The organism is Roseimicrobium gellanilyticum (genome assembly GCF_003315205.1).
Taxonomy (GTDB): Bacteria; Verrucomicrobiota; Verrucomicrobiia; order Verrucomicrobiales; family Verrucomicrobiaceae; genus Roseimicrobium; species Roseimicrobium gellanilyticum.
Genome location: NZ_QNRR01000001.1, coordinates 186701 through 212730, shown reverse-complemented (window position 1 = coordinate 212730; position 26030 = coordinate 186701). Strand labels below are relative to the sequence as shown.

Genomic DNA, 26030 nt, shown 5'->3' with positions numbered 1-26030 from the left:
CTTGCAAGCAAAGATCAGCCCGGCAGTTCGAACAAATGCAGGGGCGAGGTGTTTGTGGCGTATTCGCCATCTTTGCCAAGCTTGCGACCGTTGCCATTGCTGTCGCGATTCGTCGACGTCACAATGAAGCGTTTGCCGTCCGGATGCAGGGCCAGGGAATGGCAGTTGGGCATCTTGGTGTTCACATGGAAGGGTTCCTTCTCCCCGGCGCGGAAGAGAAAAAGCATGCCGCTGCCGGGTGAACCGGAGGTGACCGCCATGAGATATCCTTGCGGATGAGGCACGAGGTCATGGACATAGCCTTCCTTGTTCGTGCCATGGATGAAGGTCTGCTTCAGCTCTCCGCTTTCGTAATCGAAGAAGAGCACGAGAGGGAAACTCTGGGGCGTCGCACCATTTTGCGGTTTGGTGCCACTGGCAACGAGGGTCTTGCCACCATCGAGGAACATCAGATTGCGCAGGCCGGGAATGTCCTGGATGCGATCAAGCCGATAAAGCACCGGAGCCTCGAAGGTGCGCACGGTCTTCTTTGCGGCAAAGTCCCACATTTCAAATCGCCCGCGCATGTCACCGAACACAATCGCCGTGCCATCCGGCTGGAATGCCACGGCGAAGAGGTCCCCGGGTGCCTTGTACTCCGCGACGAGCTTGCCAGTCGCCGCCTCCCACACACGAGCAAAGCAATCGCGTCCACAAGTCGCGAGGCGGGTGCCATCCGGTGAAATGGCGATCTGCCGGACCCATCCATCATGCCCCTTGTCATTCTTCCACAGGAGCTTGGGCGTATCTTCGTGCGAGTCATGCGCCTGCAGGCTGCCCCATGAATCCACGGTGAAGAGTTGTGGCTGCGTGGGATGAAATGCCAGCGCGGTGGCCCAGCCTTGATGGCCGGTGAGTGAGGGCATGGGAGCCAGTTCGCTGCCGTTCATCCGCCAGCGCCAGACGGCGGAGTCAAAGCCCACCGCAGCGAGCACGGTGCCATCCGCGCTGAAGCGCGACGCGGTGATCTGGCGCGTGGTTCTCACCTCGGCGATCTGCTTCGGCTCGATGCCCGCAGCTTTGGGTTTGTCCGTCGCGTCACTCATAGCAGAGCCTCCTTGATGGCGACCATTTCGCCATGCGCGATGGGCAGAGGCTGGCCGGCGTTGTCGAACTCCACCCGTTGCGAGTCGATGCCCAGCGCACGATACCAGGTGTGCACAAGCGCGCCGATGTCCTGTCCCTGCGACTTCACGAAGGTGCCTTTGTCATTGGTTTCGCCAATCACAGCTCCTTTCTGGATGCCACAGCCACTCATGGCGAGGCTCCACGCCTCAGGCCAGTGATCGCGCCCCACATGCCCATTGATGCGCGGAGTGCGGCCAAACTCGCTCAGGCAAATCACCAGCACGTGATCCAACAAGCCTGTGGCAGCGAGGTCCTCCAGCATGGCACCGAAGGCCTGGTCAAACTTCGGCACCATGCCAGCATGGGCATTGAAGTTGTCTCCGTGCGTATCCCAACCGTAGCTGGTGACCTTCACAAAGCGAACACCCGACTCCAACATGCGGCGAGCAACGAGCATGTGCTGGCCAAAGTCGTGCCTGCCATACCGCTCCACATCACGCGCAGGCAGCTTGGAGGTATCGAAGATATCCGCGCGCTTCATGAGCTCCGTCGCCATGTCAAAGACGCTGGCATTCGCCTCCACACTGCGGGGCGCACGTCGCGCGGCGTATTTCCGATCCAGCTGGTTACGCAGTTCGTTGCGAGCGATGTCCTGATCTTCCGAGATGGCCGCATGACGCAGGAGATTCTCGGGAGGCTTGCCATCGCCGAAGGCGAGCGCCCCATACTTCGGGCCGAGGAAGCCGGCGTCTTCTGGCTTGAAGCCACCACTCCCCGGCTTGATCCACACGTAGGGAGGCAGCTTCGTAGACGTGGGTCCCATGAGCTTCGCCACACCACTGCCAAAGTAGGGATAGGCCACGCCGCGATTCGCCGGGTCGCCGCGTTGGATGCGCTCCACGCCGGAGGAGTGGGCATTGTCCTTCGTGCACATGCTGCGCACCACACACAGGCGGTGCATCTGTTTCGCGGTGCGGGGCATGAGCTCGCTGAAGTGAATGCCCGGCACGGAAGTGGGAATCGTGCGGAAGGGACCGCCGAACTCTGTACAGGGCTTCGGGTCCCAGCTCTCCAACTGACTGATGCCGCCATCCAGCCACACAAAAAGCACCTGCTTCTCCTTCTGCCGCATGGCCGCAGCAAAGATGGGTGAAGCCAGGCCACCCAGCGCTCCCATCGCCGTGCCCAGGAAGGCGCGCCGCGAGAACGCGTGGTCACGAGGTGTGCAAAGTGGGTGTGAGGACATGATGGTGGAGCGGGCTTCTTATCCGTTTTTCAAGCGAACCAATGTTTGCTTCGAATCGACAATCTTTCCGGAAGCCGGGGAGACGGTGATTTCGTATTCGAACCACTTTGTCCTCTCCTCCTGCGGTCCTGAGTTGATGACACAGTCACCGGAAACATGCAGTACCAGATCGCCATTCTCCAGCCAGCGCAGCGGGCGCTCAAAAGCACAGCGCCACACCTCGGTAACACCGAAGTCCTTGAGGATGCCCGCAAAGAAATCCGGCATCTGAACTTTGGTGACTTTCGATCCGGCGATGGTGAACAATTTCACGTCCGTCGAGCGCTTCGTCGTCCTGGTCATCACGGCGACGGCGCGGCTGTCAGGACGCCACAGTGCGGCCGTGGACGCTTTGTCCTTGGCAGCCTCAAAAGAAGCGTACCCACCGGCATCGAATTCGAAGAGAGGCTCCTTTTTGTCCGCTGCCCGAATTTCGCCAGCCGGCAAATCGCCGGTGGCACGGATCATCACCTTCATTGTTTGGTCAGGTGACAGCCCACCGACCACCAAAGCCTCACTGCCCCGCGCGAGTGGACTTATCATCAACCACAGAACCAGAAGTGTGAGGGAAGCATTCATCGCTCAGTGGTTTACAAACCATTCGGTGGAACTCAACAAAGCCCAGACGAAGTCTCCCACTGCGAGTGACTTTTCCACGCCAGGCCTCTCCATCCATTCGGCGAAGAGGGCCTTCTCGTCCGTATCCGGCATGCGTGTGAGGATGCTGAGGTAAAGCTCCTCTGCCATGGCCTCGGGCGTGGGCAGCTTCAGCACGCGGTCCACGAGGTTGCCTGCACGCGGCTTCACCGCCCACAGCACGTGATCGCCATTCCGCAGGAAAAGCGAGGAGCGCAGGGTGGGATTCACCTGCAGCTCGGGTTCCTTGGGAGCATTGGCGAGGGCGGCTACAAAGGCTTTCTCAAAATCTGCCAGCGTGTACTTCTTCTCATCCTTCTCCGGCTCGGCTTTGGTAACGGTGCTGACACGCTCCAGCTCCCCTGTAGCCAGCAAAAAGGTGCGCGTCATCTGTGCAGCTGTGAGATGCCGCTCTCGTGCCGTGGTGTAAGTGCGCTCGGCACCGGCCTTGGGCGCAGCCTCCCTCGGGAGGGCACTGGAGCGGGCATACACCTCCGTGAGGGCCAGCTCCCGGATGAGCCAGCGAAGGTCAAAACGGTGGGCGGCAAACTCTTTCGCGAGCAGGTCAAGCAACTCCGGATGGCTGGCGGGATTCTCGCTGTGGATGAAGTCGAGCGGCTCCACCAGTCCGCTTCCCATCATGAGAAACCACACCCGGTTCACGGCATTGCGGGCAAAGAAGGCATTCTCCGGAGCGGGCAGACGCTGGGCGATTTCCTGCAGCGGACTGAACTTTGGCTTCCCCAGCTCCTTGGTCTTCCGGTCCGGTTTCACCAGCCAGGCCTCGTCCCCCGTGTAAGCCGGGATGGCAACCTCCGTGGTAAAGGGCACGCGGGGTCCGGTCTGCCCTTTGGCACCGGTCAGCACCGAGGCGAACTCATAGCGCGCGGCCACGACACCCTCGCTCACCCAAGGCACTTTGATTTTCGCATCCGCAGGCTGGAGCTTCAGGTTCTGGTAGACGGTGAAGAGGCCATTGAAGTCCGCCTGCTTGTAATCATCCACGGTCAGATGGCGGTGGCACTGGCAGCACTGGAGATCCACACCCATGAACATGCGCCCCACATCCCGCGTGAGTCCGGGGTAGTCCGTGTCCTGCTGGCCCACCTTCTCCAAGCGGCGGGTGATGAACCACCCTGCCCCGCGAAGTTTCTCGTCTTGGAAGTCCGGGGCCAGGATCTCGCGGACCATCGCGTCCCACGGCTTGTTCGCCTGGAAGCTGGCGGTCAACCACTCACGCCAGGCGGCATTCTCCCCGCGCCGCTCCATGAGCATCACGTCAAAGGCATCTGCCATGCGCGTGGCAAAGCGTGGAGATGACAGGAGCTTCTCCACCAAGGCGGCGCGCTTGCCGGGGGAAGTATCTGCCAGGAATGCCCGGGTCTGCTCTGCCGAAGGAATGCCACCATCGAAATCCAGCCAGAGGCGGCGGAGGAGTTCGGCATCGTCCGCCTGTGGAGAGGGCCTCGCCTCGCCCCATGTCGCCGCGACCAAGGCGTCAATGCGCTGGTGCAGCGGGAGTTCCTCCGCTCCAACGCCTGTGGCAAGGGCGAATCCTGCCAGCACCGTCCAGAGGCGGCGGGTCGAGGAAGCCGGGCGGGCAGGCATGACCTATTTTCCGATTACGCAAAAATCGTAGTTTCATTTCAGCAACTCCACTTGGCGCGAAGTCTGCAATTTCGCTTGAGCCCGTCAGACCTAGACGTTAACAAGCCCAGCAAGCGGCGGCAGATGGGACTGCGCGAGCGGCTCGGGCGCGACGTCGTGTACTTCTTTTTTCAATTAATTACCTAATCTCGACATGGCACTGGTCAGCAAAGGTCTCGAAGGCGTGGTGGCAGCGGAAACGCGCCTCGGTGAAGTGAAAGGCGCGGAGGGCATCCTGTTCTACTGCGGCTATGACATCAACGAACTGGCTGGCCATGTGAGCTATGAGGAAGTGGTCTACCTGCTTTTCCACCAGCATCTGCCGAATCGCGCCGAACTGGACGCCCTGACCACCGCCTTGCGTGCCGAGCGCGAACTGCCGCAGGGTGTGATTGACTTCCTCACCAGCGCCCCAAAGAGCGCCAAACCCATCGACGTCATGCGTACGGCGGTGTCGATGCTCGGCTGTTACGACACCCTGCGTCATGACCTGAACATGGGTGAGCACCGGGCCACGGCCATCAAGCTCGTCTCGCAGATCGGTATCATTGCCGCTTATTTCCATCGCGCCCGCCAGGGTCTCAGCCTGCCGCCCATCCGCAAGGACCTGAGCGAAGCCGCCCACTTCCTCTACCTCATGAGCGGAGAGGTCCCGAGCAAAGAGGCTGAACAGACACTGGACGTGGCCTACGTGCTGCATGCCGAGCACGGCTTCAATGCGAGCACCTTCACCGCCCGCGTGGTCGCCAGCACCCTGAGCGACATGTATTCCTCCATCAGCGCCGCCATCGGCGCACTCAAAGGACCGCTGCACGGTGGCGCCAACGAAGGCGTCATCCACATGCTTGAGGAAATCGGCAGCCCCGACAAGGTGGACTCCTGGGTCGCGGACGCGCTCGCGCAGAAGAAGAAGATCATGGGCATCGGCCACCGCGTGTACAAGGTGCTCGACCCCCGCGCGCCGCACCTCCAAAAGATGGCCATCAAGCTCACCGAGCAGCTGGGCGAGCCCAAGTGGATCCAGATGTCCGAGCGCATTGCCACCATCATGCGCGAGCAGAAGGGCCTGAACGCGAACGTGGACTTCTACAGCGCCACGGTTTACCACAGCCTCAACATCCCGACGGATCTCTTCACCCCGATCTTCGCCATCTCCCGCATGAGCGGCTGGACCGCCCACGTGCTGGAGCAGTGGAGCGACAACCGCCTCTTCCGCCCGCTTTCCGAATACGTCGGAAAGGCGTATGGCCAGAAGGTGGTGCCGGTGGATGAGCGCTAACAGCGGATGGCCGGGTGCGTGAGCATGGTCAATCCCGTGCTCAGGCATTGCAAACCAGCACAAGGCAAACCGGCTTCTGCTTTTCCATGACTCCCATCCCGCCCAACCAGCTCGTCGAGGCGCTTGAGTGGCGCTATGCCACGCAGGTCTTTGATCCTACGAAGAAGATCCCTGCGGAAACCTGGGCGGCGTTGGAGGCATCCCTGATCCTCACGCCTTCGTCGTATGGGTTGCAGCCGTGGAAATTTGTAGTCGTGACGGACCCGGAACTGCGGGAGAGATTGGTCCCCTTCACCTACCGGCAACGTCAGGTGGCGGACGCCTCCCATCTGGTCGTGATGTGTGTGAAGAAGACCATGGATGAGGCCCATGTGGATCGATTTCTTGAGCGCATCATCCAGCTTCGCGGTGGCACGGCGGATTCCCTGGCGAAAATGCGCAAAGGGATTCTCGGGGACATTGTGACGGGATCACGGAGCCAAATGGTGACGGAGTGGGCCATCCGCCAGGCCTACATCGCGCTTGGCCAGTTCATCGCCTCGTGTGCGGTGCTGGGAGTGGACTCCTGCCCCATGGAGGGCTTCATGCCTCACAAGTATGACGAAGAACTCGGGCTCGCCGCGGAGGGATACACCGCCGCCGTGCTGTGTCCCGCGGGCTACCGCTCTGAAAGCGACCGCTACGCCACCCTGCCCAAGGTGCGCTTCGCCGCAGAGCACATGATTCATCGTCACGAATAGACGTGGTGAACCTGGACTTCGTCCAGCCTGCCCCAGCTCGGACGCCGTATCCCTGATCCGGCGAACTCTGCGCAAGATTGCCGACCCCTTCTGTGAGCGAGCACTCCCCTTCCCCATCCGGTCCGGCTTGGCACGTCCTGCGCCATGCCCCCTTCCGCCGGTACATGACCGGCGAGACGATCTCCATGCTGGGCACATGGATGCAGCAGACGGCCCAAGGGTGGGTAGTGGCTGGGCTGACGTCGAGCGCGTTCACGCTGGGCTTGATACATTTCTGCTCCGGCATCCCCATGCTGCTGCTGACCATGCACGGTGGCCTTGCAGCGGACCGGTATGACAAGCGTCGCATCCTCATCATCACGCAGGTCGTCCAGATCGTGCTGGCCATTTCGATTGGCTGGTTGGTCGGCAGCGGTCAGATCGCCGTCTGGCATGTGGTGGTCGCCGGTGTGCTGCTCGGCATCAGCACTGCTTTTGAGATGCCCGCAGCGGCGGCGCTCGTGCCGGAACTCGTGGAGCGTTCCCAGCTCAAGGCGGCCATCGCGGTGGATCGCTCCACTTTCCACGCCACGCGTCTCGCGGGACCAGCCCTTGGCGGCTGGCTGATTGCACAGCTGGGCACAGCCTCCGCGTTTTATGCAAATGCACTGAGCTTCGTGGCACTCATCGTGGCCATGATTTCGCTGCACCCGCGCCCGCGCGGGACGGATGAAGAGGAAGCCATGCGCAAGACGGGAATGAAGGAGGGCTTCCACTATGTGCGGAGGGACAAGCCCACGCTGGCCATGATCTGGCTGCTGGCCACGCTCACCACGTGCATCTCCCCCTTCTTCATGATCACCATGCCGCTTTACTCGCGGCACGTGCTGCAGATTGATGCGCAGTCGCACGGCTTCCTCATGGCCTCTTCTGGCATCGGCGCCTTCCTCGGTTCGCTCTGGCTGATGACGATCAAATCGGACCGCCGTGCCATGTACCTGCGCTTGGGAGCAGCCGTCGTCTGCGTGTGCATGCTGAGCCTCGCCCTTGCACAACACCTGTGGCAGGCAATCACCGCGATGAGCATCCTGACGCTCGGCACTTCCACCATGTTCGGCCTGGCCAATACGATTGTGCAAGAGCGCGCCCCGGATGCCATCCGGGGGAGGGTGTCCGCCATCCTGGGACTCAGCTTCTTTGGTGTGCTGCCCTTTTCCGGGCTGGCGGTATCGGAGATTGCCGACCTTGTCGGTCTGCGCGTAGCCATGGCCGGGGGCAGCCTTCTATTTGGGCTCAGCGCCGGCTTGCTCCTCTACAGCCACCGCAGGCTGTGCATGAAGCAGCCGGTGGCCGTTGCGGTGGGTAGCGAAGCCTAGCAAACACAAGGGCTGGCTCGGGTCCTCTGCAAAGCCTTGCCAGCAAGCCGCAGGTTTTGTTATGGTATCGCCATTATGCATTCGCATGCCTGCTCGTTGGTGGTGCTTGCTGTACTTGGCTGGAGCTTCCCCGCCCCTGCGGCGGACTGGCCCCAGTTTCATGGACCTGAGGGAAAAGGTGCCGCAGAGGCTGACCTACCCCTGAGTTGGAGTGACACGGAAAACATCGTGTGGAAGACACCGCTGCCCGGCGAAGGCGCCTCCAGTCCCATTGTGGTGGGGAACAAGATCTTCCTCACCGCCGGCGTTGGGACGGCGTCGGATTTGGTGCGGCACGTGATGTGCCTGGACGCGACCACTGGGAAAGTCTTGTGGGACAAGACGGTGGAGTCCGAACTGCCGGAGCAGCCGACCATCCGCGAGAATCATGGCTACACCTCCGCCACCCCGGTGGCGAATGGCACACATGTGTTCGTCTTCTTTGGGAAGTCCGGAGTGTTCTGCTTCGACCACGCCGGAAAGCAGATGTGGAATACGAAGGTAGGATCCCGCCTGAACAACTGGGGTTCGGCCGCGTCCCCGACGCTCTACAAGAATCTCGTGCTGGTGAATGCGAGTGTGGAAAGCGAATCGCTGGTCGCCCTGGATCAAGCCACCGGAGCGAAGGTATGGGAAGCGCGAGGCATCAAGGAATGCTGGCATGCTCCGGTCCTCGCACCCGCAAGCTCAGGCGGAAGCACCGAGGTGGTTACCGCGCAGGCACGTGAGATCCATTCCTTTGACGCAGACTCCGGCAAGCCACTCTGGCAATGTAGCACCGGCATCCTCTGGTACATGTGCCCCCAGCCCCTTCTTCACGAAGCAGTGCTCTATGCCGTCGGGGGCCGCAGTGGTGTCGGCGGCGTGGCCGTGCGCACCGGAGGCAGTGGCAATGTGACGGATACGCACAAGATCTGGACTCTGGACAAGGGCACCAATGTCCCCTCCCCCGTCATGCACCAGGGGCATCTGCACTTTGCGCATGAGAACAACGGCACAGCCTGCTGTGTGGACATGAAGACGGGCGAGTTCGTGTACTCCGAACCGCTCACGCCCAACCCCGGTCAGATCTACGCGTCTCCTGTGCTGGCGGGAGGAAAGGTGTACTACCTTGGGCGAGGCGGTCAGGCCGTGATCATCGCAGCGGGGCCGAAGTTCGAAGTGCTCGGCAGCGCAAAGCTGGAAGGCGGCCGCGGTGTTTTCAACGCGAGTCCCGCCATCCACAACAACCGTCTCCTCGTGCGGTCGAACAAATTCCTCTACTGCATCGGGAACAAGTAAGGCAGACGAACTGGGTGCTCTCCATCCTCCTTTGGTATCACTTGCCGTGAGCAGCCTTGACACGGTGCATGGTGAGTCGGAGAAGAGATGCAGGATCCAGTTCTGCACCCTATGAGTAGTAGCGACGACGAAAGTGATGAGCAGTTCTACCGGGACACGGAAAGCGTGGCCCACCCGATGCTGCAGGATCATCACCTCGCGATGCTGGAACCGCTGGGCACACGCCGGAAAGTGAAGCGCGGTGAGATGCTGGTGAAAGCGGGTCAAAGGGACGTGCCCCTGACCATCGTGCTCAAAGGCGAAGTAGAAGCGTTTGAACCACGCGATGGCGAAGAACTCGTCCTCGGTGTGGCAGAGGCCCGCGAATTCATGGGCGAGGTAGGCATGCTCACCGGCACGGCCTCGCTTGCCAGCATTCGCGGCAAGTCTGAAGAAGCCGAGGTGCTGCAAGTCCCCGCCACCGCCCTGCGGCAGGCGCTGGCCGAACTGCCCGGCGTGAGTGAGATGATCGTGCGCGCGTTCATCATGCGCCGGCGGCGGCTTGAGCGGGACAAGGAATTCGCCGGGCTGCGCATTCTCTCGCACGAAAGCTCTCGGGAAGGGCGGCAGCTGGATGACTTCCTGGACAAGAACCACATCCCCCACCGGATGATCACGTTTGAGTCCGAGCAGGGGAAACAACTGTGCGCCAAGCTTCACCTGGCGACCCACGACCTGCCCGCACTCATCACGGCCGCAGGCATGCCGCTGCGCCGCCCCTCGTTGCGAGAAGTCGCTCGTGTGGCCGGATTGCTCCGCGCTCCGGTAGGCGAAGATGAAACGGAAGTCTTCTGCGACCTGGTCATCGTGGGTGCTGGACCTGCGGGCTTGGGCGCGGCCGTGTATGCCGCCTCTGAGGGACTGAAGACGGTGGTGCTGGAGAGCTACGCGCCTGGTGGACAGGCAGGGTCCTCCTCCTTGATTGAGAATTTCTTCGGCTTTCCCACGGGTATCGGCGGCGGTGAGCTGACCTACAGTGCGCAGCTCCAGGCCCACCGGTTTGGCGCCAGTTTTTCCATGCCATCCCGCGCGCTGACTATGGCGTTTCATGAAGGAGAATATCGCGCCAGCCTGCAATCGGATGGCTGCCACGCCATCCTTCGAGCCAAGTGCGTCATCATCGCCACCGGCGCGGACTACCATCGGCTCGATGCCGAGGGGCGGGAGGATTTCGAAGGCAATGGTGTCTTCTACGCCGCCACTGCTCGCGAGGCTCGCCTCTGCCAGGGAGCCACCGTCGTGGTTGCTGGTGCCGGGAATTCCGCCGGGCAGGCCGCCATGTTTCTCTCCGGCTGTGTGGAAAAGGTGGTGCTCGTGATTCGCGGAGCAGGACTCTCCAGCAGCATGTCGAGCTACCTCTCCCGACGTGTGGAGGCCAAGGAGAACATCGAAATGCTGCGCCATACCGTGATTCGGAAGATGACAGGAGGCAAGGTGCTCGAAGCCGTGGAGGTGGAGAATACCACCAGCAGCGAGCGCCGTACCATCCCGGCACGCGCGGTCTTCTCCATGATTGGCGCCAAACCCTGCACGGACTGGCTGCCTCCCGAAATCGAGCGCGACGAGCGCGGCTTCATCAAGACCGGTCCTGCGGTGGCCAATGCGCCTGCATGGAAGGATGCCGGGCGCTCACCCGGTGCTCTCGAGACGAGCATCCCCGGCATCTTCGCCGCAGGAGATGTGCGTTCCGGTTCCGTAAAGCGTTGCGCTGCCGCCGTGGGAGAAGGCGGCATGGCAGTGGAAGGAGTGCACGACGTGCTCCGGACGTATGCCTGAAACGGCTGGGAAGAAAACAGTATAGCCCAAAGTGCGGCTTGCTTTGCAGGCGCGTTTCACTACACTCACATGGAAAAACAAAGGACTGTTTCCCGCCACCCGCCGCTTTTCGGTCATGAAGAAGTCCATCCATATCCTGTCACCTGTACTCGCGACTGCAGCCGCCTTCCTTCTGTCGGCCAATATTCAAGGAGCGTCGGATGAAGATCTGGGCCGGGCCCTGCTCAAGGACAAATACTTGGGCATCCATCTCGGATACCGGGCTTCTTACCATCCTCCGGCACAGACCCAGGGGACTGATGGACAGGCCAATTCTCGCGAAGGTGACAGCCGACCGGGTTATCACCCCGGTATCGCCTACAAGGTTTCTGCAGAGACGCCCGTTTATTCTCCCGTCGCGGGAACCGTGGCATCCATGGACCGCTCCGGCAATCAAGTGGGTCGACTGACCATCAAGATTGAAGGCGCCACCGATGAGTTTTTCATTGTTCGCCATCTCCTCGGATGCTCACTCCAGCAGGGAAATCGGGTCGACGTAGGGACCATTTTGGGCAGGACCGGGGGCGCTGATGCCACTCATCTTCAAGTCCAAGCCCGCAAAGGAGAAGAGCTGGCCGCCTTTGCCTTCGAGAGGCCCGATGTCACAGGTGCGAATTTCGATCCCAGCCTGGTGCTCCTTCAGCAGTTGCATTCATCCGCCGGTCCGGTACTCGACACACGCGCAGCAACGTTTGCTGGCATCAAATTCAAGGAAGACGGAGCAAAGGTCATTGAGGCCCTTTCCTTTCCTGATGCAAACCTGAGGAATACTGCACTGCGCACCTTTGGTGAGTTCATGAAACCGCCGCGCAAGAAGGAGAGTCTGGCCGTCCCCGTCCCTGGGGTACCGGGCGCCGTCATCCGTTTCAATCCGTACACCGGCGCATTTGCGCAGCTGGAAGTGAGCTCGGGAACCGTCCGGACCACGGAAGGTCTCGGAGTGGGAAGCCGGTTCGAGGATTTCGTGGCGCGTTATGGCGAGCCAACGATTCAAGAATATTCCAACGATGTGATCACCTATCGCTTCGCGACACCGCATCACGCCTTGGGCATTGTGCTTCGCAGCAGCGCGAGTCCGGTGACCTATTTCATGGTGGCCTACGACCTCAAGAGGGGGTGATGTCTTTTTCGAAGGGGGCGTGTTGCGGAATGTGGAGCAGGGCATTTCGCAAGGGGCCAGCTCTGGTGTACTGCCGCACTCCTCGCGGTTTTTCACCCCTAATTGACTCTCTACGCGCCTTTTACAGGGTGCAGTGGTACCTTTTGCTCCGACCCACGCTCCTGGCCCTCTGCGTTCCAAGGGTCCCGGGGCCACTCGTGGGCATGGACAAGTGCCTCCGCAGAGGTTACTTTATGTGCTTTTATTTACCTGAACTCTATGCCCAGACTCCCTCTTCTCGTCCTCGGCTGGCTCCTTTGCAGCCTCGCACTGGCTCCGGCCCAGTCCGGCAGTGTCGGCGGTGATGTCTTCTTTGATGGCTACCAGCTCTGGAAGCAGGGCGAAAAGCTCGAGCAGGAAGGCAAGAAGGATTCGGCGATCCGCGCCTACCTGGATGCCTATCGCATCATCAGCTCGGTCTCGCAGAACTATCCCGAATGGCAGCCGGACGTGGTGGGATACCGCCTCCGCATTGTGGTCGCCGGCCTGCAGCGCCTGGGATACAACGTCGCTGGCCTGACGGCGACAGCTCCGGCTCCGGTGCAGCAAATGCCTCCCATGCAGGCTACCGCGCCCCCCCTTCCCGTGCCTCCCGCGGTCCAGCCCGGAGCCTATGCAGTTGCGCCGCAGGTTCCTGCGCCCGCCACCGCGTACGGTCCCGGCGCCACCCCGGTGGACGTGCTGAATACGCAATTCCAGCAACAACAACTGCGCATTCAGGAACTGGAGCGAGGCAATGCCAAACTCCTGCAGGATCTGGACGCCTATTCGCGCGGTTACATGGGCGCTTCCGGCGAACGCGACCAACTCAAGATCCGGCTGGCTGACCTGGAAAAGCGCATGGAAGGCATGAACAAGGCCGCCACCAACAACGACGTGGCCACCCAGCAGGAACTTCAGCGCCTGCGCAGCGAGGCGAAGATCGTGAATGACCTGCTTTCGACGAAGAATCAGGAGTTCGAATCCCTCAAGAAGGAGAAGGATACCCTGGTCGAAAACCAGAAGAAGCTCACCGAGGAAATCGAAAAGGCGAAGAAGGACAATGCCAAGCCCGAGGAGATGACCAAGCTCATTGCGGAGAATACCCGGATCAAGAAGGAGCTGGAGACCGCCAAGGCCCAGGTGGAAAAGCTGAGGTCCGAGGGTGAGAAGAAAGATCAGGAAATTGGGGCCCTCAAGACCCAGATCACCGGCATCCAGTCCGAGCTGGCCAAGCTCCGTCAGGAAAACACCGCCTACCAGACCCAGGTGGCTGAGCTGACGATGAAGTACAAGGAGATGAGCAAGGAGCTCGCCAGTGCCAGCAAGCCCGGGAAGAACGCCACCCCGGAAGACACCAAGGCTGCGGAAGAAAACAAGGCCCTGCGAGCCATCATCATGCGTCAACTCCGCCAGCAGGAGCGCGCCCGCCAGGCCAAGGAACTGGTGATCGCCGACATGAAGAAGCTGGAAAACACCTCCCAGACACTCATGGAGAATCTGGAGGACCTCACTTCGGGCAAGATCTACATCTCCGTGGCTGAAGAGTCGCTCTTCACTGAGCCTGAGCTCAAGGAAATCCTCGCCGCCAGCGGCGTGACCGCGACCCTCGAAGCCCGCTCTGGCATGGCCACTCCTCCCGGAGCCCCGACACCTGAGGCAAGCAGCGAAAGCGCCAAGCCCATGTCGCCACCCGCTCCGGCCAGCGCCAGCGCCAGCACCAATGACAATGGCTCCTCCGAAGAAACCCTGATGGCCGCCGCCGACTCCGCGATTTTGCGCAGTGACTATGTGGCCGCTGAGCAGAGTCTTCAGGACGCGCTGCGCATCAATCCGAAGAACTCCTTCGCCCTGACCAGCCTCGCCGGAATCAAGCTGCGTCAAAAGAAGTATGAAGAGGCAGAGGTACTCTTCCAGAAGTGTCTGGTGTACTCCCCTGAGAACGGCGTGGCCCACTACAGCCTGGGCGTCTGCTACTTCCGCCAGAACAAGCTCAGCGATGCGCTCAACTCCTTCGAAAAGGCCGTGACCAATGACCGGAACAATTCGAAGGCGCACCACTACCTGGGCATCATCGCCAGCAACATGAGCAACCGCAGCCGTGCGGAAGCCGAGTTCAAGAGCGCCCTGGCCATCGACCCGAACTACGGGGACGCCCACTTCAATCTCGCGGTGCTCTATGTGACCAGCAATCCCCCCAACTATGAAAAGGCCCGCCAGCACTACCAAAATGCGCTGGATCGCGGCATCAAGCCGGATACGGCCCTGGAGCGCCTCCTGAACGCTCCCGGCAGCCCCAACGTCCAGACCAAGAGCGCCACAGCCTCGGCCCAATAGTCCGGCCCCGAGGAACCTGCAAAAAACGATTGACCCCCGGCGTCGGGCGGCATTTCTTCGCCGCCCTCGTTTCCTCCTTTCCACGACCATGCTCGAATTTCTCCGCCGCCAGTCCAAGCCCATCATGATCGCGGTCGCCGCGATCATCATCATCGCCTTCACCTTCTGGAGCGGAATGACGCAGCCGGGGAGGGGCGGGTACAGCGCTGAAGCCACCTCCCTCTCCGTGAATGGCCGGGATTATTCCTTCCTTGAAGTAGGCCGCCTCCAGCATGCCTTCGTCTTCGCCCAGCAGGCTGGCCTCCCCGGCGTGGGCCCCTCGTATGCCTCGGACATGGTGGGCATCCACTTCCAGCACGCCAGCCAGAAGACCGGCCGCCCCCTCGTCTATGAAAGCGCTCCCTTCGACTACGGCATCAACGTGCTGGTGCTGAGAGACGCGCTGAAGCGCTTCGGCATTCGCGCCTCGGACAAGGAAGTGCAGGATGCGTATCGCAAGCTTCCGACCTTCTTCACGAACGGCCAGTACAATCCTGAACTCGCCCGTGGTTTTGAGCAGTGGATCCGGGAGAGAGGTGTCTCGCAAGAGCAGATGTACGACACGATTCGCGACTCCCTCGGCCTCCAGCGCCTGCAGCAGATCGTGGCTGGCAATATGGTCTCCGCACCTGGCATCACGGATCGTTTCTACGCCGCCAGCTTCAGCACCATCAAGGCAGCCACCATCCCCTTCCCCCTGGACGACTTCAAAAAGAAGGTCGAGGTGAAGGACGAGGAGATCAGCAAGTACTTCGAGGAGAACAAGGAAGGCTACAAGACGGAAGAGAAACGCGCGGTGACCCTGGTGGTGCTGCCGAAGCCTGATACCGCCACCCTGAACGCCGAGAACACGGTGAAGGCACAGCGCGAGTACGAGGAGAAGGTGCAGAAGTTCGCCGAGAAGGTGCTCGATTCGAAGATCAACCTGGCTGCCGAAGCCACCGAAGCCAAGGCTGAGGTGCGCCAGATCGCCGCCTTCGCTGACACTGCCCCGCCCGAGGAACTCAAGAATGAACTCGCGCTGGTGAATGCCATCTTCACGAACGATCAGAAGCTCGCTCCCATCAGCGACCCGGTGAAGGTAGCGAAGGGTTATGCCTTCTTCCAGGTGACTGCGGTGGAAGCACCCAAAACCCAGGAGCTAAAGGATGTGAAGGAAAAGATTCGTGAGGCACTGGTGAGCCAGAAGGCCACTGAGGCGATGACCAAGGCGGCCAACGAAGCGCGCACCAAGCTGGAAGCCGCCATCAAGGGTGGCAAGTCCTTTGCCGATGCAGCGAAAGAAGCCGGACTCACGCCGCAAGTGCTGGCTGAATTCTCCACTGCCAATCCGCCCATGAATCTGAGCATCGGCTATCGCATCGCCCAGGAAGCGCAATCCACCGCGCCAGGCAGCTTTGCGAAGGAAATCCTGAACTCCGAAAACGGCGTGCTGCTGCTCTTTGTCCTTTCCAAGGAACTGCGCAAGAGCCCCGAAAGCGCCGCCTCGAAGAACATGATCTCCACTTCGCTCGACCGCATGGCGCAGCAGGACATCTTCCGCGCCTGGTTTGAAGAACAGTACAAGAATGCCAAGGTGAACGCCAGCATACTGCTGAACGTGGCCCTGAGCAACGAACGGTAACACACGTTGCCACCTGGCCGTTGCGAAACCTCTCCGTCTCGCAACGGCTGCTCCAGTTCTCTCCACCTTGCCGTATGAGTGACTCGGTACAGCGCGATGCTCTCTACGATGAAGCCAGTGGTCTGGTGGCCATCGGCGAACTCGAGGAGGCGGTGAAGCTCTACCGCCAGACTGTGGAAATCGACCCGGGCTTTTTCGATGGCTGGCATGCGCTCGGCATGGCGCTGATGAAGTCCGGCAGCATCAAGGAGGCCATCGGCGCCGGACTGATGGCCACAACCATCAATCCCAATGACCTGCTGGCGTGGACCGCGCTCTCGCAGATGTACGTGAAGAACGGCCAGATCGCAGAAGCGGAAGATGCCAAGGGCAAGGCCCGCATTCTCTCCCTGGGCGGCCGGGTGGGGTAGCTCAGAGCTGGGCGACAATCGCGTTTGTTGCCATGTGGCGGAAATGCCGCTTCCATGGGAGGAAGTTTCTTCCGCATGTCCGTAGAACTCATCCCACAGTGGTGGCGACGCGTTTTTGCCTGGTTCGCCAACCGGCAACTGCGCAAATTCAAAACGGAGTTCCACTGTCCGGCATGCCAGGCCACCCTTCCCTCCCGCGTGGGTGCGGACCTGCTCTGGGAGGAAGCCGTGCCATGCCCAGCGTGCGGAGACCGCGCGCCCCTCACCTCCCGCTTCATGCGGACCGAGGAGACGGAGGAGATGAAGTTTGCGGACACCGAGGAGTTTGTCGAAAGGCCAGACAGCACACGGATCGTTGAGGAGAACACAGGGAGTGGCCGCCGCTGGGAGGTGCCTGCGAAGGGCGGATGGAACTTCATGCTGACCTTTGCCCTGGTGTGGCTCGTCTTCACTACGGTGGTGTTTGGCGGCACGTTCCTGAAGGCCAACAACTGGCTCTCGACTCTCGCTCCTCTGGTGTTCCCTGTGCTGGGGTTGGGATTCCTGTACATAGGCCTGCGGATGTCGCTCGCACGCCACACTCTGGAGGTGGATCCCGTGCATCTGGTGTACACCCGCCGCTTCCTGGGCATGACCAAACGGAGGACCGTGAGGCGCGAGTCCATCGAGAGCGTCCAGTTGGCCTGTATCTACGCCCAGGATGGCGAGCCAGTGTACGGCCTTGAGGTGAAATCTCCGGCTGGTAGGATCCGGTTTGGCAGTACGCTGGCCCCCCAGGAAAAGGCCTGGCTGTGCCAGCAAGTGCGCGAGGCGTTGGGATTTGCTCTCGGTTCTGAGGCTCCGCCTTCATCGAAGTCACTCAGCAATTGGCGCGGTGGCAGTCTGGAAATGGAACGGGGCCCGGATCACGGACTCGTGCGCTCGCACTCGCGCTCGGCGGGGACGTTCGTGCTGGCTGGTGGACTTTTCTTTGTGAGCGTGGGTCTCTACCTGTTGCTCGGTGCAAAACTCGAGTGGGCGCCTTGGGATTTGGATTTCTTTTTTTACTTCCTCTTCAATGGCCTCCTTGTCTTGAAGTGGTTTGGCATGGTAGCCGCCATTCTGGTGGGCTTCTGGCTGCTGACGTTTGGCTGGATATCACGGCGTACCATCAAGATGTTGCAGGCGGATGAACGCTCACTCTCCATGATCGCCACCAGCGGCGGCCGGATGGTCCAGCACACCTGGAATGTGGAGGATGTGGGACGCATGTCCGTGGTCATCTTCATGCGGATGAATGGCACCCAGGTGTATCAAGCCGTGGTGACGCTGCCTGACCGTGTGGTCACGTTTGGACTTGGCGCACCGAGGGCAGAGTTGCAGCGCGCAGTTTCTCTGTTGAGTGCAGCGATGGGTCAGGAGCACGCCGCCTTGCCCAACGACCACAGGGCGGGCTAGCACAATCGGCAGGACGTGTGAGGTGGAAGTTGCCAACGGATGGGAAACTCGCTTCCATGGCGGAAGTTTTCCCCGCATGTCCGTAGAACTGATACCGCGCTGGCAACGCCGGTTATTCGCCTGGTTCATCAATAGGCAGGTCCGCAGGGCCTCAGCGCGGACCCACTGCCCCGTATGCCGTGCGGCAGCGCCGACCATCCAGTTGCATCCGGATCTGCTGTGGGAAGCGGTGGTGGAGTGCCCGCAGTGTGGTCACGTCGCGTCGCTCCCGTCGTTCCTCAGCCCGCTGCCCAAGAGCGAGGAGGAGCAGTTCGCGGAGCTGGAAGAAGTGGTGCCGCAACCGCCCGGCACTCAGATCCGCGCGGAGGACACCGGGTCCGGAAGGCGCTGGCAAATTCCGGCCAAGGGTGGGTGGAATGTCCTCATCGGATTCTCACTCGTGTGGCTGGCCTTCCTGGTTTTCATGTGCTTCGGCTTCGTGTCGCAATCTGAACCGGGAAACGCGATCTTTTTTGGCTGTGCGTTTGGTGCAGCGGGACTTGGCATGCTGTACTTCGGATTGATGGCGTCCAGGGCTTATCACGTGATTGAGGTGACCCCATCGGAGCTGGTCCACACGCGGCACTTCCTGGGGCACGCGAAGCGCAAGTCCCTGGTCCGTGACTCCATCCAGACGGTGAAGCTCGTGGTCTTCTACGAGCAGAACTACAAACCGATTCATGGCATCGAAATCGTGGCGGGCCGCCGGAAAATACGGTTCGGCAGCCTGCTCACCCCGAAGGAGAAGGCCTGGCTCTGCCAGGATCTGCGACGTGTGTTAGGACTGAAGCAGCCACTGGCAGATACCCTGGCAGTTCCTTCCCGTGACGCGGATGAAACTGGCGGAGGCAAGCTGGTGATGGAGCACGGTCCGGGGCACGCCGTGGTGCAGGCGCAGTCCCGTGCCCTGAGCAACACATTGCTGGGCGTTGGTACTGCGTTCGTCTGTATCTCCAGCATCATGCTGTGGGGAGGAGGCAGCATGTGGATGCCATGGGAAGAGGGTGCCCTGGTTTTCTTTTTGCTCTTCAATGGCTTTATCCTCTTCTGGTGTACCGGGGTATCGACGTTCCTCCTGATCGGGCTGGCGACGCTGACCTTTGGCTGGCGTCTCAGGCGCACGACCAAGATGCTGCACGCAGACCGCACCTCCCTGACATTGATTTCCACCTGCGACCGCCGCGTCATCAAGCATGTCTGGAACGTGGCAGACGTGGCCCGGATGGCCGTGGAAGCCGGGGCCAAGGTGAATGGCGTGCCGGTGTATCATGGAGTGATTGTCCTGAGGGAGCGTGCGGTCACCTTTGGTGCTGGCTCAGACCACCCGATGCTGCGACAGGCAATCCGTCTGCTGGCTGAAACCATGGGCCGGCAGGAGGCAGTCCGGCAGTAAACGCCGTCACTGGCGGACAAGCGCATGGCATGCGCGCCCTCGCTCGTTCATTTGCACGCAGCGAGCCAAGCTGCTGCCGTCTGCAACTTGCGCCGCACAGGTTCCGCTTTGGCTGCCAGTTCTTGCTGACAGCTCCGGTACTCCGCCCTTCCCTCCTCCGCCTCAATGCGAATGGGAGGGAATCCAAGCGCTTCCAAATCATAGGGGCTCGCACGCATGTCCATGGCACGGCCGAAGAGAGCGACCTCAAAGGCATCTGCCACCAGATCGCTGCCGATCCAAGGCCAGAGTTTGTAGGCCCATTTGTAGAGATCCATGTTCGCATGGAGGCAGCCGCCTTGTTCCATGTCCAGACGGGTCTCGAAACGCGGGTTGAAGGTATTCATCGGCCGCGCCTCAGGTGTGTAGAAGCGGAAGGCATCATAGTGCGTACAGCAGATGTTCTGGCTCTCCACGAAGGTGGCGAGTTCGTCCGGGGACATGCGCAGCTCATAGCCGCCATGACGCACCTGTTCGGCGGATTGCTTGTACACCATGGCCCACTCATGGAGGCCATGGCAGGCGAAGCGCGGGGGCCGGCCCACGATGTTTCCACAGAGCTGGGCAATCCATGCTGCTTCGCGACGGATGCGTTCGGAAAGTGCGGGCCACTCCCAGGTGGTCGTCTCAAAGGACGGATCCGCATCTCGCTGTACGCTGTGTTGACTCTCCTCCATGGCGGGACACCACGTCATCAGCTTGCCCGGGGAGAAGCTGTAGTACGTGAAGAGGAAGTCCCAGACCGGGTGCTTTTCACCCGAAGCACGGCGGCGTACGAACCCCTCCGCCTGCTCCGCCACGCGAGCGCGGTGGGCAGCCTCACATCGCTGCCACTCCGCGGCAGGCCACGAAATGCAAAGCGAGGCTAGAGTTTCTGTGATTTCCGCTGGCATTCTGCATGAGACGTTCTAGTTTAGAATCATTCTAACTCTAATTCCAAACTACTATGCCCATTCCCAATTCCGTCCAAACTGCCATCAATGCCCAGATCAAGAATGAGCTGCAGGCACACTACAACTACCTCGGCATGGCTGTCCACTTTGACTCCACGCCGTACCGAGGCTTTGCCAAGTGGATGCGCCTCCAGGCCACCGAGGAATACGGCCACGCGATGAAACTGTACGACTTCCTCTCCGACCGCAATGGCCGGGTGGAACTCACCACACTCGACGCGCCCAAGACCACCTACGACGCGCACCCGCTGGATGCCTTCAGGACCTCCTTCGCCAACGAGCAGCTCGTCACGGCCCAAATCAATGACCTTTATGAGCTGGCCCAGAAGGAAAAGGACTTCGCCACACTACAGTTCCTCGCCTGGTTCCTTCAGGAGCAGGTGGAGGAAGAAAGCACGGTGCTGCTCATGATCGAGCGCCTGGAACTGGTGGGCAATGACCCCGCCGGACTCCTGCGCCTCGACGATGAAGCCGGTCGCCGTGTGGCTGAGGCTCCTGCTCCTGCTTCAGGTGGCGGCAAATGATCCATCCGCTTGAGAGCATTCCCCATGTAGAAGCCCTTCGCGGCTGCGTATGATGGGGAATGCATTCGATGCTGGCAAAGCGCCTCACGCTCACGGGGTTCACCCTCGTGGGCTTGGTTTGTGTTGCGCCTGCGGCAGGGAAGCTGGACTTCAACCGCGACATCCAGCCCATCCTCAGCGAGAACTGCTACCACTGCCACGGGCCTGACAAGGCGGAGCGCAAAGGGGGACTGCGGCTGGACGAGGAAAAGGCCGCCAAGGAAACCAAGGACGGCGTGACCGCCATCCTCGCCGGAAAGAGCGCGGACAGCGAAATCATCAAGCGCATCCTCAGCCATGATCCGGATGAGGTCATGCCGACTCCGAAGAGCAATCGCAAGCTCACCGCCGCGCAGAAGGAAACGCTCCAGCGCTGGATTGATGAAGGTGCCGTGTGGGGCAGGCACTGGGCCTTTGAGCGGGTGGAGAAGCCCGCTGTGCCTTCGTCACAGGATTTGAGATTTGAGATTTCAAATCTCAAATCCGTGAATCCGATCGATGCCTTCATCCATGCGAAGCTGGCGCAGGAGAAGCTGCAGCCGGGCGTAGAGGCCTCGAAGCAGACACTCATTCGACGAGTAACGCTGGATCTCACCGGCGTGCCGCCCACTCCGGAGGAAGTGGATGCCTTTCTCAAGGACGGCTCACCGCAGGCTTATGAAAAGGTGGTGGATCGCCTGCTGCAGTCACCACGCTACGGCGAGCGCTGGAGCTGGGACTGGCTGGATGCAGCCCGGTATGCCGACACGAACGGCTACCAAGGCGACCCTACGCGGACCATGTGGCCGTGGCGCGATTGGGTGGTGAAGGTCATCAACAACAACATGCCTTATGACCAGTTCACGGTCTGGCAGATTGCAGGTGACTTGCTGCCCAATGCCACGATGGAGCAACGCCTGGCAACGGGTTTCAATCGCAACCACATGTTCAACGGCGAGGGAGGGCGCATCGCAGAAGAGACACGGGTGGAGAATGTCTTCGACCGCGTGGAGACGACCGGCACGGTGTGGCTGGGTCTTACCATGGCATGCACCAAGTGCCATGATCACAAGTTCGACCAGCTGACTCAGAAAGACTACTACGGCCTCTACGACATCTTCAACCAGACCACGGAAGAAGGTCGTGGAGGAGGTGGCCGCACGGGCGGTGTGCCGCCGGTGCTCGATGTGGCCGGGGCCGACGAGCTGGATGAACTCGCGAAACGGGAGAAGCTGGTGAAGGAAGCAGCCGCTGCCGTGGAGAAGTATGAGGAGACTCGCTTTCCTCGCGCCAAGGGCAGACCGGCCTCAGAATCGCCGGCGGCAAAGTCGCTCTCCAGCAATGTGACGAGTTCGATCGCGGAAGCCCCGGCACGGAGGGCCATCGGCCTCATCGATCGCATCACGACGGAACTGAAGGATGAAACGGAATACGTGGCGGTCTTGAAGCCACTGCGTGGCGCGGTGAAGCGGCGTGATGAAATCAACAACAAGATCGTGCGTGTGATGGTGATGGATACCATCGCGAAGCCACGCGAGACCTTCATTCTCTCCAAAGGACTCTACGACAAGCCCACTCCAGAGAAAGTCACCGCGAACACTCCTGCAACCCTACCGCCACTGCCAGCAGACGCGCCACGCAACCGCCTCGGTCTCGCGCAATGGCTGGTGGACCGGAATAATCCGCTCACCGCTCGTGTGACCGTGAACCGCTTCTGGCAGGCGCTCTTCGGCATTGGCCTGGTGAAGACCGCAGAAGACTTCGGAGTGCAGGGTGAGAAGCCGGTGCACCAGCCGCTGCTGGACTGGCTCTCGGTAACTTTCATGGAAAGCGGTTGGGACGTGAAAGCACTGCACAAGCTCATGGTGATGAGCACCACCTACCGCCAGGCTTCAAACGTCTCCCCTGCCCTGCTCGAGAAGGATCCCGAGAACCGCCTGCTCGCACGCGCTCCACGCTATCGCCTTCCCTCGTGGATGATTCGCGATGCCGCACTCTTCTCCTCCGGCCTGCTCAAGGAAACTCTCGGCGGCCCGCCAGTGAAGACCTATCAACCCGAAGGCATCTGGGAGGAAGCCACCTTTGGAAAGATCACCTACAAGCCGGATACCGGCGACGCCCTGCATCGCCGCACGCTCTACACCTTCTGGCGTCGCATCGTGGGGCCCACGATGTTGTTCGACAATCCCGCACGACAGTACTGCTCCGTGAATGTGAGCCGCACGAACACACCGCTGCATGCACTCATCACGATGAATGACATCACGTATGTGGAAGCGGCGCGTACCCTGGCCCAGCGGGTGTTGCTTGCAGAAAAGGAGGATACCCAGCGTCTGGATCTCGCCTTCCGTTTGGTGCTCTCGCGTGCTGCGAGCCCGGATGAGCGGGGCATTCTCCTCCAGCGTGTGAACTATCTGAAGACACAGTTCGGCGAGAACAAAGCCGAGGCGGACAAGCTTTTGAAGGTGGGTGAGTCTCCTCGTGACGTCTCACTGGAGGCAAGCACACACGCGGCGTGGACTTCGGTGTGCCTGTTGGTGCTGAACTTGGATGAGGCGCTGACGAAAGAATAGAGCCATGGACCCTTTTGCTTCACATCGACAGATCCTGACCCGCCGTGCGCTCTTCGGCAGGGCGGCGCAGGGACTCGGGGCAGCAGCCTTGGGTGCGCTGCTCACTCGGGATGGGTTTGCGACTCTGCCAGACAAGCTCGCGCCAGTGCTGCCCCATTTCGCACCAAAGGCGAAACGGGTGATCTACCTCCTGCAGAATGGCGCGCCAGCTCATGTGGAGCTCTTCGACTACAAGCCGAAGCTCAAGGAATGGCACGGCAGGCAAATCCCGGATGAAGTGGTGGGTGGGAGACGGTTCAGCACCATGACCGGAAGCCAGACGGAGCGTCCGGTACTGGGCAACATCACGAACTTCGCGCAGCACGGGCAAAGCGGCGCGTGGGTGAGCGACTTCATGCCCCACACGGCGGCGATTGCGGATGACCTGTGCTTCATCAAGTCGATGCACACGGAGGCGGTAAACCACGCACCCGCCATCACCTTCTTCCTCACCGGGGGCGAGCAGGCAGGACGCCCCAGCATGGGCTCGTGGTTGAGCTACGGACTCGGCAGTGACTCCAGTGACCTGCCTTCCTTCGTGGTGATGACTTCACGCGACAAGGAGGCGTCTTGCGGGCAGATTTTCTATGACTTCTACTGGGGCAGCGGCTTCCTGCCTTCCAAGTACCAAGGGGTGAAGTTCCGAGGCAGCGGGGATCCGGTACTGTACCTGAGCAACCCCGAAGGGATGAGCCGCTCGATGCGGCGGGGGCTGCTGGATGACCTGGCGCAACTCAATGAGATGAAGCTTGCGCAATCCGGCGATCCGGAAATCGCCACTCGCATTTCGCAATATGAGATGGCCTACCGCATGCAGGCGAGCGTGCCGGAGCTCACAGACTTCTCCAAGGAGCCAAAGCACATCCTGGACATGTATGGGCCTGATGTGATGAAGCAGGGCAGCTATGCGTACAACTGCCTCATGGCGCGGCGTCTTGCGGAACGTGGAGTGCGCTTCACCCAGCTCATGCATGCGGGTTGGGACCAACATCGCAATCTAAACACCCAGCTCAAAATCCAGTGCCAGGATACCGATGCCCCGAGTGCGGCTCTGGTGAAAGACCTGAAGCAGCGGGGACTGCTGGATGATACGCTGGTGATCTGGGGTGGAGAATTTGGGCGTACGCCCTTCCTGCAGGGCAAGATTTCCGAGACGGCTCAATGGGGTCGCGACCACCACCCCTATGGTTTCACGCTCTGGATGGCGGGCGGCGGTGTGAAGCCCGGGATGAGCCATGGCGCCACGGACGAATTCGGCTTCAATGCCGTCACGGACAAGGTTCACGTGCACGATTTCCAGGCGACGGTGATGCATCTGCTGGGCATCGACCACGAGCGCTTCACCTTCCGCTTCCAAGGGCGGCAGTTCCGGCTCACGGATGTGCACGGGCATGTGGTGAAGCAGGTGCTGGCCTGACGGAGCTGAATCGCACAAAAGAGCGTTGCATCCACTGCCCACTGCGGTGAGCGTTTCTTTGTCGTGCTGAGACATCTCTCCATTGCCGTAGTGACCGCCGCCTGCATCCTCATGGCACCGGTGTTGTCCGCGCACTCGGGCATCCTGAACACGGCGAGGATTACCTTCACAGAAGACGCCATGCTGGTGAATACCGAGGTGGCTCTGCGGGAGATTCTGCTGGTGCATGGGCTGCGAGACGAGGCCCAGGGCGGGCTCGATGCCGACGCGATCACCGCAGCAGTGGAACGTCATGGGGACTACGTCACCAGGCACCTTGAGGTCATGGCAGGCGGGGAGCGGCTCACCGGCCGCGTCCTGCAGCACACACCTCCCGCCGCCTTCAGCACCCCCAGCCAGACCAAATACCGCTTCCAGCTCCGCTACGTGTATGGTGACCTGAAACCTGCAGAGGTGACTCTGCGGCAGAACATGCTGCGGGAGTTCTCCGTCACCGGAGGTCATCCATGGCACGTCACTTATCTTTTCGGCGTCACGCAGGCGAATGGGAAGGTCCAGCATGTGTCGCTGTCCCCCTCCCAGGACCTGAAAATCGAAACCGGCTTCGGGACAAAATTGAGCGATGGCAGTGCAGGGGATGACACCGCGCCATCCGGGCAAGTCGTTGCTGATTCCATCGCGATGGAGAAAGGCAAGGCCCTGCCTCCCGGCATCCTTCTGGCCCTGGCAGTGGCCGCAGCGGTCGCTTCCGTGGTGATGGCGCTGCGCCAGAGGCGCCGCACGTCCTGAGCACGCAAATCGTGCTCGCCGCCTGTGAGGCGCCACGG

At 60.9% G+C, this 26030-nt stretch carries 20 protein-coding genes; 15 read left to right on the top strand and 5 right to left on the bottom strand.

Annotation, left to right across the window (positions count from 1 at the left end; all coding sequences use genetic code 11):
- Positions 1-14 precede the first annotated feature (14 nt).
- From DES53_RS00860 to DES53_RS00845, 4 genes are all read right to left on the bottom strand, one after another.
- The gene (locus tag DES53_RS00860; protein ID WP_113956320.1) at positions 15-1085 is read right to left on the bottom strand and encodes a WD40 repeat domain-containing protein; all 1071 of its coding nucleotides are present in this window, start codon (positions 1083-1085) and stop codon (positions 15-17) included.
- Positions 1082-2353: a DUF1501 domain-containing protein gene (locus DES53_RS00855; RefSeq protein ID WP_113956319.1), complete on the bottom strand. Its 1272-nt coding sequence runs from the start codon at positions 2351-2353 to the stop codon at positions 1082-1084. The genes DES53_RS00860 and DES53_RS00855 overlap by 4 nt, the downstream gene beginning before the upstream one ends.
- Before the next feature lie 18 nt (positions 2354-2371).
- On the bottom strand, positions 2372-2860 hold the full coding sequence (locus tag DES53_RS00850) for a hypothetical protein (protein WP_147263118.1): 489 nt from the start codon (positions 2858-2860) through the stop codon (positions 2372-2374).
- A gap of 114 nt (positions 2861-2974) precedes the next feature.
- Positions 2975-4636, bottom strand: coding sequence for a DUF1549 domain-containing protein (locus DES53_RS00845; protein WP_113956317.1), 1662 nt, complete (start codon positions 4634-4636; stop codon positions 2975-2977).
- A 193-nt stretch (positions 4637-4829) separates the two neighbouring features.
- Between DES53_RS00845 and DES53_RS00840 the strand changes: the two genes are divergently transcribed.
- From DES53_RS00840 to DES53_RS00790, 11 genes are all read left to right on the top strand, one after another.
- Entirely contained in the window at positions 4830-5954 is a 1125-nt protein-coding gene (locus DES53_RS00840) for a citrate synthase (protein ID WP_113956316.1), read from the top strand.
- A gap of 86 nt (positions 5955-6040) precedes the next feature.
- Positions 6041-6694 carry an NAD(P)H-dependent oxidoreductase gene (locus DES53_RS00835; protein ID WP_113956315.1) on the top strand — a complete coding sequence of 218 codons (654 nt, stop codon included), beginning with the start codon at positions 6041-6043 and terminating at the stop codon, positions 6692-6694.
- Positions 6695-6786: 92 nt separating this feature from the next.
- Complete coding sequence (locus DES53_RS00830) at positions 6787-8049, top strand: MFS transporter (protein ID WP_281270101.1); 1263 nt, start codon at positions 6787-6789, stop codon at positions 8047-8049.
- Positions 8050-8151: 102 nt separating this feature from the next.
- The gene (locus DES53_RS00825) at positions 8152-9369 is read left to right on the top strand and encodes a PQQ-like beta-propeller repeat protein (RefSeq protein WP_170156760.1); all 1218 of its coding nucleotides are present in this window, start codon (positions 8152-8154) and stop codon (positions 9367-9369) included.
- A 111-nt stretch (positions 9370-9480) separates the two neighbouring features.
- On the top strand, positions 9481-11184 hold the full coding sequence (locus DES53_RS00820) for an FAD-dependent oxidoreductase (RefSeq protein WP_113956312.1): 1704 nt from the start codon (positions 9481-9483) through the stop codon (positions 11182-11184).
- A gap of 115 nt (positions 11185-11299) precedes the next feature.
- Positions 11300-12343: a M23 family metallopeptidase gene (locus DES53_RS00815; RefSeq protein ID WP_147263116.1), complete on the top strand. Its 1044-nt coding sequence runs from the start codon at positions 11300-11302 to the stop codon at positions 12341-12343.
- 258 nt (positions 12344-12601) lie between these two features.
- Positions 12602-14698, top strand: a complete 2097-nt coding sequence (locus DES53_RS00810; RefSeq protein WP_113956310.1) for a tetratricopeptide repeat protein — start codon at positions 12602-12604, stop codon at positions 14696-14698.
- 88 nt (positions 14699-14786) lie between these two features.
- On the top strand, positions 14787-16361 hold the full coding sequence (locus DES53_RS00805) for a peptidyl-prolyl cis-trans isomerase (protein WP_113956309.1): 1575 nt from the start codon (positions 14787-14789) through the stop codon (positions 16359-16361).
- A gap of 74 nt (positions 16362-16435) precedes the next feature.
- The gene (locus DES53_RS00800; protein WP_113956308.1) at positions 16436-16771 is read left to right on the top strand and encodes a tetratricopeptide repeat protein; all 336 of its coding nucleotides are present in this window, start codon (positions 16436-16438) and stop codon (positions 16769-16771) included.
- A gap of 75 nt (positions 16772-16846) precedes the next feature.
- Positions 16847-18208: a hypothetical protein gene (locus DES53_RS00795; protein WP_113956307.1), complete on the top strand. Its 1362-nt coding sequence runs from the start codon at positions 16847-16849 to the stop codon at positions 18206-18208.
- 76 nt (positions 18209-18284) lie between these two features.
- Entirely contained in the window at positions 18285-19640 is a 1356-nt protein-coding gene (locus DES53_RS00790; RefSeq protein ID WP_113956306.1) for a DUF2244 domain-containing protein, read from the top strand.
- 47 nt (positions 19641-19687) lie between these two features.
- Here DES53_RS00790 and DES53_RS00785 read toward each other — a convergent pair whose 3' ends face one another.
- Positions 19688-20572 (bottom strand): hypothetical protein, encoded by an 885-nt coding sequence (locus DES53_RS00785; protein ID WP_113956305.1) that lies wholly within the window; start codon positions 20570-20572, stop codon positions 19688-19690.
- 53 nt (positions 20573-20625) lie between these two features.
- Here DES53_RS00785 and DES53_RS00780 point away from each other — a divergent pair, with 53 nt between their 5' ends.
- The 4 genes from DES53_RS00780 (at position 20626) to DES53_RS00765 (ending at position 25992) form a co-directional block, all read left to right on the top strand.
- Complete coding sequence (locus DES53_RS00780) at positions 20626-21156, top strand: ferritin (protein WP_113956304.1); 531 nt, start codon at positions 20626-20628, stop codon at positions 21154-21156.
- 59 nt (positions 21157-21215) lie between these two features.
- Entirely contained in the window at positions 21216-23747 is a 2532-nt protein-coding gene (locus DES53_RS00775) for a PSD1 and planctomycete cytochrome C domain-containing protein (protein ID WP_245958061.1), read from the top strand.
- Positions 23748-23751: 4 nt separating this feature from the next.
- The gene (locus DES53_RS00770; protein ID WP_113956302.1) at positions 23752-25203 is read left to right on the top strand and encodes a DUF1501 domain-containing protein; all 1452 of its coding nucleotides are present in this window, start codon (positions 23752-23754) and stop codon (positions 25201-25203) included.
- A gap of 63 nt (positions 25204-25266) precedes the next feature.
- Positions 25267-25992: a hypothetical protein gene (locus DES53_RS00765; protein ID WP_113956301.1), complete on the top strand. Its 726-nt coding sequence runs from the start codon at positions 25267-25269 to the stop codon at positions 25990-25992.
- The last annotated feature ends 38 nt before the right edge of the window (positions 25993-26030 follow it).

Excerpts from the sequence above, each read along its gene's own strand:
- DES53_RS00810 (WP_113956310.1), top strand. The coding sequence starts at position 12,602 with ATGCCCAGACTCCCTCTTCTCGTCCTCGGCTGGCTCCTTTGCAGCCTC.
- DES53_RS00845 (WP_113956317.1), bottom strand. The coding sequence starts at position 4,636 with ATGCCTGCCCGCCCGGCTTCCTCGACCCGCCGCCTCTGGACGGTGCTG.
- DES53_RS00840 (WP_113956316.1), top strand. The coding sequence starts at position 4,830 with ATGGCACTGGTCAGCAAAGGTCTCGAAGGCGTGGTGGCAGCGGAAACG.
- DES53_RS00800 (WP_113956308.1), top strand. The coding sequence starts at position 16,436 with ATGAGTGACTCGGTACAGCGCGATGCTCTCTACGATGAAGCCAGTGGT.
- DES53_RS00790 (WP_113956306.1), top strand. The coding sequence starts at position 18,285 with ATGTCCGTAGAACTGATACCGCGCTGGCAACGCCGGTTATTCGCCTGG.
- DES53_RS00795 (WP_113956307.1), top strand. The coding sequence starts at position 16,847 with ATGTCCGTAGAACTCATCCCACAGTGGTGGCGACGCGTTTTTGCCTGG.
- DES53_RS00780 (WP_113956304.1), top strand. The coding sequence starts at position 20,626 with ATGCCCATTCCCAATTCCGTCCAAACTGCCATCAATGCCCAGATCAAG.
- DES53_RS00850 (WP_147263118.1), bottom strand. The coding sequence starts at position 2,860 with ATGATCCGTGCCACCGGCGATTTGCCGGCTGGCGAAATTCGGGCAGCG.
- DES53_RS00855 (WP_113956319.1), bottom strand. The coding sequence starts at position 2,353 with ATGTCCTCACACCCACTTTGCACACCTCGTGACCACGCGTTCTCGCGG.
- DES53_RS00775 (WP_245958061.1), top strand. The coding sequence starts at position 21,216 with ATGCATTCGATGCTGGCAAAGCGCCTCACGCTCACGGGGTTCACCCTC.
- DES53_RS00805 (WP_113956309.1), top strand. The coding sequence starts at position 14,787 with ATGCTCGAATTTCTCCGCCGCCAGTCCAAGCCCATCATGATCGCGGTC.
- DES53_RS00815 (WP_147263116.1), top strand. The coding sequence starts at position 11,300 with ATGAAGAAGTCCATCCATATCCTGTCACCTGTACTCGCGACTGCAGCC.
- DES53_RS00835 (WP_113956315.1), top strand. The coding sequence starts at position 6,041 with ATGACTCCCATCCCGCCCAACCAGCTCGTCGAGGCGCTTGAGTGGCGC.
- DES53_RS00860 (WP_113956320.1), bottom strand. The coding sequence starts at position 1,085 with ATGAGTGACGCGACGGACAAACCCAAAGCTGCGGGCATCGAGCCGAAG.
- DES53_RS00785 (WP_113956305.1), bottom strand. The coding sequence starts at position 20,572 with ATGCCAGCGGAAATCACAGAAACTCTAGCCTCGCTTTGCATTTCGTGG.
- DES53_RS00820 (WP_113956312.1), top strand. The coding sequence starts at position 9,481 with ATGAGTAGTAGCGACGACGAAAGTGATGAGCAGTTCTACCGGGACACG.
- DES53_RS00770 (WP_113956302.1), top strand. The coding sequence starts at position 23,752 with ATGGACCCTTTTGCTTCACATCGACAGATCCTGACCCGCCGTGCGCTC.